General features: G+C 65.1%; 7 protein-coding genes and 1 pseudogene. 3 read left to right on the top strand and 5 right to left on the bottom strand.

What is annotated here, in order from left to right; genetic code table 11:
• Together EN780_RS22565 and EN780_RS22560 are read right to left on the bottom strand one after the other, a co-directional pair.
• Positions 1–270, bottom strand: a pseudogene (locus EN780_RS22565) (carbohydrate kinase); the annotation flags it as partial.
• Between the two features lie 40 nt (positions 271–310).
• Complete coding sequence (locus EN780_RS22560) at positions 311–511, bottom strand: hypothetical protein (protein WP_127310816.1); 201 nt, start codon at positions 509–511, stop codon at positions 311–313.
• Between the two features lie 41 nt (positions 512–552).
• Between EN780_RS22560 and recA the strand changes: the two genes are divergently transcribed.
• The 3 genes from recA to EN780_RS22545 all read left to right on the top strand — a co-directional run bounded on the left by recA (position 553) and on the right by EN780_RS22545 (position 5,403).
• Positions 553–1,653: a recombinase RecA gene (gene recA / locus EN780_RS22555; RefSeq protein WP_126054856.1), complete on the top strand. Its 1,101-nt coding sequence runs from the start codon at positions 553–555 to the stop codon at positions 1,651–1,653.
• A 238-nt stretch (positions 1,654–1,891) separates the two neighbouring features.
• The gene (gene alaS / locus EN780_RS22550; protein ID WP_128275362.1) at positions 1,892–4,558 is read left to right on the top strand and encodes an alanine--tRNA ligase; all 2,667 of its coding nucleotides are present in this window, start codon (positions 1,892–1,894) and stop codon (positions 4,556–4,558) included.
• A gap of 65 nt (positions 4,559–4,623) precedes the next feature.
• On the top strand, positions 4,624–5,403 hold the full coding sequence (locus EN780_RS22545) for a PhzF family phenazine biosynthesis protein (RefSeq protein ID WP_128275361.1): 780 nt from the start codon (positions 4,624–4,626) through the stop codon (positions 5,401–5,403).
• 64 nt (positions 5,404–5,467) lie between these two features.
• On the opposite strand, the gene EN780_RS22540 is transcribed toward EN780_RS22545, so the two are convergent.
• From EN780_RS22540 to EN780_RS22530, 3 genes are all read right to left on the bottom strand, one after another.
• Positions 5,468–6,253 (bottom strand): hypothetical protein, encoded by a 786-nt coding sequence (locus EN780_RS22540; RefSeq protein WP_128275360.1) that lies wholly within the window; start codon positions 6,251–6,253, stop codon positions 5,468–5,470.
• Complete coding sequence (locus EN780_RS22535; protein WP_128275359.1) at positions 6,253–6,879, bottom strand: glutathione S-transferase family protein; 627 nt, start codon at positions 6,877–6,879, stop codon at positions 6,253–6,255. The genes EN780_RS22540 and EN780_RS22535 overlap by 1 nt, the downstream gene beginning before the upstream one ends.
• An 84-nt stretch (positions 6,880–6,963) precedes the next feature.
• Positions 6,964–7,631: NADP-dependent isocitrate dehydrogenase (locus EN780_RS22530; protein WP_128275358.1), on the bottom strand; the 668-nt coding region annotated here is incomplete at its 5' end.

Genomic DNA, 7,631 nt, shown 5'->3' with positions numbered 1-7,631 from the left:
GTCCAGGAACACCGCCGACAGGTCGGCGATGCCGGCGCTCGCGATCGCCGTCGACACAGTCTCGGCCGCGGCGTCGCCGCCACGCATCGACAGCAGCGAGGCCGAGACGCCGCGCCTGACCACGCTGCGCAACGCGTTGAAGACGCCGCCGCCGACATCCTCGCGCATGGTGCCGGGGTTCGAGGCAGCCGGCACGTAAGGGCCTGACACCTGGCCCCGCCGGTCGATATGGGCGCCGCCCACGGCAAGGATGTTGGGGGACTTCACCATCGTGGCGTCGATACCTTTGTTGATTGTCCGGCCGCGCACACTAGGTTTCTCCGCGCCGCCCCGCAATCAACGCCGCGATTCGGGCCGGCCGGACAATGGAATCCCGCATGGCCGATTGGAAGACGCCGCCGCTGTGTGTTGTAGGACATAAATAGAACAGATCAAGATATTGATTGTTTTTCAGCAGCTTGATGCCTCTTGCCAAACGAGAACAAAAAAGGTACAAAATGGCAGGGATCACGGATTGTCCGGCCTTCATTGACGACCAAGGGGTGATGTATCATGGCTCAGAATACTTTGCGGCTTGTAGAGGATAAGGCAGTGGACAAATCAAAGGCTCTGGACGCGGCGCTGTCGCAAATCGAGCGCGCCTTCGGCAAGGGCTCGATCATGCGCCTCGGCGCCAATGAGCAGGTGGTCGAGATCGAAACCGTGCCGACCGGGTCGCTCGGCCTCGACATCGCGCTCGGCGTCGGCGGCCTGCCGCGCGGCCGCATCATCGAGATCTACGGGCCGGAAAGCTCGGGCAAGACGACGCTGGCGCTGCACACCGTGGCGGAAGCCCAGAAGAAGGGCGGCATCTGCGCCTTCGTCGATGCCGAGCACGCGCTCGATCCGGTCTATGCCCGCAAGCTCGGTGTCGACCTCGAAAACCTGCTGATCTCGCAGCCCGACACCGGCGAGCAGGCGCTGGAAATCTGCGACACGCTGGTGCGCTCCGGCGCCATCGATGTTCTGGTGGTCGATTCGGTCGCCGCGCTGACGCCGCGCGCCGAAATCGAAGGTGAGATGGGCGATGCGCTGCCCGGCCTACAGGCCCGCCTGATGAGCCAGGCGCTGCGCAAGCTGACCGCCTCGATCTCGCGCTCCAACACCATGGTCATCTTCATCAACCAGATCCGCATGAAGATCGGCGTCATGTTCGGCTCGCCCGAGACGACGACCGGCGGCAACGCGCTGAAGTTCTACGCCTCGGTCCGCCTCGACATCCGCCGCATCGGCTCGGTCAAGGACCGCGACGAGGTCGTCGGCAACCAGACCCGCGTCAAGGTCGTCAAGAACAAGCTGGCGCCGCCCTTCAAGGTGGTCGAGTTCGACATCATGTACGGCGAGGGCGTGTCGAAGACCGGCGAGCTGGTCGACCTCGGCGTCAAGGCCGGCGTGGTCGAGAAATCCGGCGCCTGGTTCTCCTACAATTCGCAGCGTCTCGGCCAAGGCCGCGAGAACGCAAAACTGTTCCTGCGCGACAATCCCGACACAGCGCGCGAGATCGAAATGGCGCTCAGGCAGAATGCCGGGCTGATCGCCGAGAAATTCCTCGAGAATGGCGGCTCCGAGGGCGGCGGTGACGACGGTTTCGAGGACGAAGCCGGCGCCATGTAGGTGACACAATCTCGGTTTATTAATATCTGCTTATGTAATTGAGTTCTTTAGTACTGCGTCCCGAACCGCCGGCCTTGTGCCGGCGGTTTGCGTTTCGGGCGATGCCCGGCCAGAGCCGACAACAACCGGACTTTCCTCCAGTTCCGTGTTTCTGGACAGGCTGCGGCGTGATCGCTAAAAGGCCATGTCCATTTTGCCGTCGGCACCCCCGGCGGTTCTCTCGAAAAGGCAAGCATCCATGAGTGGCGTGAACGAGATCCGGTCGACATTCCTCGACTATTTCCGCAAGGAGGGTCACGAGGTCGTCGCGTCGAGCCCGCTGGTGCCGCGCAACGATCCGACGCTGATGTTCACCAACGCCGGCATGGTGCAGTTCAAGAACGTCTTCACCGGCCTGGAGAAGCGGTCCTATTCGCGCGCCACCACCGCCCAGAAGAGCGTGCGCGCCGGCGGCAAGCACAACGACCTCGACAATGTCGGCTACACCGCGCGTCACCTGACCTTCTTCGAGATGCTCGGCAATTTCTCCTTCGGCGACTATTTCAAGGAGCGCGCCATAGAGCTTGCCTGGAACCTGATCACCAGGGAGTTCGGGCTGAAGAAGGACAAGCTGCTGGTCACCGTCTATCACACCGACGACGAGGCGGCCGGCTATTGGAAGAAGATCGCCGGCTTCACCGACGACCGCATCATCCGCATCCCGACCTCCGACAATTTCTGGGCGATGGGCGACACCGGACCCTGCGGGCCGTGCTCGGAAATCTTCATCGACCGCGGCGAACACATCTGGGGCGGCCCTCCCGGCAGCCCGGAAGAGGACGGCGACCGGTTCCTGGAATTCTGGAACCTGGTGTTCATGCAGTATGAACAGGTGACCAAGGAAGAGCGCATCGACCTGCCGCGCCCGTCGATCGACACCGGCATGGGCCTCGAGCGCATGGCGTCCATCCTGCAAGGGGTGGAGAGCGTCTTCGAGACCGACCTGTTCCGCCATCTGATCGATGCCGCGTCATCGGCGCTCGGGCGCGGTCCGGATGCGGACACCGTCGCATCGTTCCGCGTCATCGCCGACCATCTGCGGTCGTCCTGCTTCCTGGTGGCCGACGGCGTGCTGCCGTCGAATGAGGGCCGCGGCTATGTGCTGCGCCGTATCATGCGCCGCGCCATGCGCCATGCGCAGCTGCTCGGCGCCAGCGAGCCGCTGATGTGGAAATTGGTGCCGGCGCTGGTGCGCGAGATGGCCCAGGCCTATCCGGAGCTGGGGCGCGGCGAGGCGCTGATCACCGAAACGCTGAAACTGGAAGAGACCCGCTTCCGCAAGACGCTGGCACGCGGCCTCGGGCTGCTCTCGGAGGCAACCGAGAAGCTCGGCGCCGGCGACATGCTGGATGGCGAGACGGCCTTCAAGCTCTACGACACATACGGCTTCCCGCTCGACCTGACGCAGGATGCGCTGCGCCAGCGCAGCATCTCGGTCGATCTGGCCGGGTTCACCGATGCGATGGAGCGGCAGCGGGCCGAGGCGCGCAAGAGCTGGGCTGGTTCCGGCGACGCGGCCACCGAGACGGTGTGGTTCTCGGTGCGCGAGAACACCGGCGCCACCGATTTCCTCGGCTACGAGACCGAACAGGCGGAGGGCCTGGTCCTGGCGCTGGTCAAGGACGGCAAGACCGTCGACAACGCCGCGCAGGGCGACACGGTTGCCGTGGTCGTCAACCAGACGCCTTTCTACGGCGAGTCCGGCGGCCAGATGGGCGACACCGGCGTGATCTCGGGCGAGGGCTTCTCGATCGAGATCACCGACACGCAAAAGAAGGCCGACGGGCTGTTCGTGCATCTCGGCCGGGTGGCGAGCGGCACGGTCAAGACCGGCGCCGCGGTCGAGCTCAAGGTCGACCATGCGCGCCGCTCCAGGCTGCGCGCCAACCATTCGGCGACGCACCTCATCCACGAGGCGCTGCGCGAGGTGCTCGGCACCCATGTCGCGCAGAAGGGCTCGCTGGTCGCGCCCGAGCGCCTGCGCTTCGACATCTCGCACAACAAGCCGATCTCGGCCGATGAGCTCGAGGAGGTCGAGCGCATGGCGAACGAGATCGTCGTGCAGAACAGCCCGGTGTCGACACGCCTGATGTCCGTCGATGATGCCATTGCCGAGGGCGCCATGGCGCTGTTCGGCGAGAAATACGGCGACGAGGTGCGCGTCGTGTCGATGGGCACCGGCCTGCATGGCGCCAAGGCGAACCGCCCCTATTCGGTCGAGCTCTGCGGCGGCACCCATGTCCGGGCAACCGGCGATATCGGCCTGGTGCGCATCGTGTCGGACAGCGCGGTCGCCGCCGGCGTGCGCCGCATCGAGGCGCTGACCGGCGAGGCGGCGCGCAAGCATCTCGACGAGCAGGACAAGCGGCTGAAGGCGATCGCTTCGACGCTGAAGATCTCGCCGGCCGATGTGGCGGCGCGGGTCGAGACGCTGCTCGAAGAGCGCAAGAAGCTCGAAAAGGAGCTTAGCGAAGCGCGCAAGAAGCTGGCGCTGGGCGACCGGTCGCCGGCCGGCGTGCCGGCCGAGAACGAGACCATCGCCGGCGTCGGCTTCCTCGGCAAGGCAGTTTCCGGCGTGTCGCCGAAGGATCTGAAGCCGCTTGCCGATGCCGGCAAGAAGACGCTCGGCTCAGGCGTCGTCGTCTTCGTCGGCGCCGGCGAGGACAACAAGGCAAGTGTCGTCGTCGGCGTCACCGACGACCTGACGACCCGCTTCAGCGCCGTCGACCTGGTCCGCGTGGCGTCCGCCGCGCTTGGCGGGCAGGGTGGTGGCGGCCGGCCGGACATGGCCCAGGCCGGCGGTCCCGACGCCTCGAAGGCCGAGGACGCGATCGCGGCGGTGAAGGCGGCGCTGGAAGCGGCGTGACCTCGCTTGCGGTCCCAGTGCAGCCAAGCTAGCCATCCCGGGAGCGCCAAGTGACGACACTGACCATGTACCAGGTCGACGCCTTCGCCGACCGGGCCTTCCACGGCAATCCGGCCGCCGTCCTCATCCTCGAGGACTGGCTGCCGGAACATGTCATGCAGGCCATCGCCAACGAAAACAACCTTGCCGAGACCGCGTTCGCGCGGCCGAACGGCAAGGGCTGGGATTTGCGCTGGTTCACCCCGGTCCATGAAGCCGACTTCTGCGGCCACGCCACGCTGGCCACCGCCCATGTGCTGGCCCAGGAACACGATGTCGCCGGCGACATGGCCTTCGCCACGCGGGTGGGCGAGCTTGGGGTCTCCAGGCGCGACGGCGCCTACCAGCTCGATCTGCCGTGCTTTCCGCCGCAGCCCGTGGACGCCGAGCTGGCGTCCGCGCTTCAGGACATTGTTTCGGCGCGCCCGGTTGCGAGCTTCCGCAACTTCGAGAACCTGTTCGTCGAGCTGGCCGACGAGACCGCCGTGCGCTCCTTTGTACCGGACCTGTCCGGGATTGCGACCTTCCACCCGCTCGGCGTGGTCGTCACCGCGCGCAGCGAGACCCATGATTTCGTGTCCCGCTACTTCGCACCTGGCGCGGGCATTCCCGAAGATCCGGTGACCGGCTCCATCCACGCGACGCTGATACCCTATTGGTCCGAAAAGCTCGGCAAGACGGAGCTGTCGGCCTTCCAGTGCTCGCAGCGCGGCGGCCACCTGCTGTGCGAACTGGCCGGAGACCGCGTGCGGATCACGGGCCGCGCGAAGACCTTCATGAAAGCCGAAATCTATCTGCCTGACTGAACGGCACTCGGCTCATGGTGCAGAAGCTTGAGAGCCGCCGGGCCCTCGCGAGAGACCGGCATGATCAAAGGAAGCCTTGGTCGCCCGTGTATTTCTGGCGCAGGCGCCTGTAAAGCCACCTGAAATAGGGGAGGTTTCGCCTGCGGTGCACAAACACCGTTTGGCCGAACGGCGTCTCGCTTGCTGGCGCCGATGGATCGTGCCACTCCTGCGACGGGCTGCGAAAAATGGCGGCGCGCTGCTGCCTGGCAAGGATCGTCAGCACCGATTGATCATGCCGATGCTCGACAAAGCCGGGCAGATTGGGAAGGTTGTGGATGTTCGGCATGTCGGTCAGCCGAACCTCGCTCGCCATGGCCGTCGCCAGCAGCTTGAGGAAAGCCCTCGCTTCCGGTCCGGCGCGGTAGAGCTGCATGCCGGCCCATAGCTGCGGCAGCGACCAGAACTCCTCCCGGTCGGCATCCATTTCGACGAAGCAGTCGCGCTTGGTCCAGGCGCCCTGCAGCATCCGCCCGCCCATCTTGAACAGGCATACCGGGTGCTGGCTGGAAAGCGCGATCAGAGGCGCCGGGTCGGCGATGAAAGTCAGTGCGGCGTCGCTGTAGAGGACCGGCGTGCCGTCGGGCACGCGGTTCAACATGTCCAGCGTGATGAACGGCTTCCACAGCCAGTAGCCGGCGCCGCGCGGCGCGGCCATGATCGATGGGTATTTTCGCGCCAGGTCGACCAGCACCGGGTGGTCCGGCGTATAGAGATGACTGTCGAGGCCGAAGCGGCGCGCGCTCTTCAGCAGCAGCTTGCCGGCCTGCGACAGGTTCGGCGTCGCATAGCTGACATGGACGGCGCGCATCAGCCCGCCTGTTCGGTCCTGGCGAAGCTCGCGCGATCGGCGATGCGCGCATACCAGTCGCTAATGTCGGCAAATCGGGCAAGCAATTCACGCCCTTCTGCGACCTTGACGAAATAGCCGACGATCGGTGCCGCGTGCAGGTCGGCAAGGGTCAATTGCGACCCCAGCAGCCACGGCCCGTCGGCCTTCAGCGCCGACACTGTCCGCAGCACAGCCTCCGCTTGCGACAGGCCCTTGGTGATCAGGGCCTCGTCGGGCGGGTTTTGCTCCAGCCGCTCGACGGCGACATCCCAGACCATGGCGCGGTAGCCATAGGCGTCGAGCAGGCCGATGATCTGGTTCATCCTTGCCCGGCTACGCGCCTCTTTTGGCTGCAGCGCCGGGCCGTCGAAGGCCTCGTCGGCATAGCGGGCGATCGCGCTCGCCTCGAACAGGCGAAAGCCGTCATGCTCGAAAGCCGGGATGCGGCCGAACGGATGATGTTCGAGATACCAGGCCGGAACGCCTTCCGGGGCAAAGACATCGACCGGCACGAGGTCGTAGCCGATGCCTTTCTCTTCCAGCGCCATCCGAGCGATCCGGACGTAGACGCTGTAGTCGGCGCCGTAGAGGATTGGCTTGCTCATCGTCAGCCCCTTGCTTCCGCTCGTGTTGCTGCCCAAAAAGCGAAGGCTCCTTTCGGAGCCTTCGGCATGTCGAAATTTGGGTTCTTACCCCATAGCCTTCTGCAGGTTCTCGTCGATCTTGTCGAGGAAACCGGTGGTCGACAGCCAGGGCTGGTCGGGACCGATCAGCAGCGACAGGTCCTTGGTCATGAAGCCGGACTCCACCGTCTGGATGCAGACCTTTTCCAAGGTCTCGGCGAAGCGCTTCAGTTCGGCATTGTCGTCGAGCTTGGCGCGGTGGGCGAGACCGCGCGTCCAGGCGAAGATCGAGGCGATCGAGTTGGTCGAGGTTTCCTCGCCCTTCTGGTGCTGGCGATAGTGGCGGGTGACGGTGCCGTGCGCGGCTTCCGCTTCCACCGTCTTGCCGTCCGGCGTCATCAGCACCGAGGTCATCAGGCCGAGCGAGCCGAAGCCTTGCGCCACCGTATCGGACTGCACGTCGCCGTCATAGTTCTTGCAGGCCCAGACATAGCCGCCCGACCATTTCAGGCTGGAGGCCACCATGTCGTCGATCAGCCGGTGCTCGTACCAGAGTTTCTTCGCCTTGAACTCGGCCTCGAATTCCTTCTCGTAGACCTCCTGGAAGATGTCCTTGAAGCGGCCGTCATAGGCCTTGAGGATGGTGTTCTTGGTCGAGAGGTAGACCGGATAGTTGCGCAGCAGGCCGTAGTTCAGCGAGGCGCGGGCAAACTCGCGGATCGATTCGTCGAGAT

Origin of the sequence: Mesorhizobium sp. M4B.F.Ca.ET.089.01.1.1 (genome assembly GCF_004022605.1) — a bacterium.
GTDB lineage: Bacteria > Pseudomonadota > Alphaproteobacteria > Rhizobiales > Rhizobiaceae > Mesorhizobium > Mesorhizobium abyssinicae.
The sequence above is the reverse complement of the archived record's forward strand: the minus strand, read 5'-3'. Positions and strand labels throughout refer to the sequence as shown.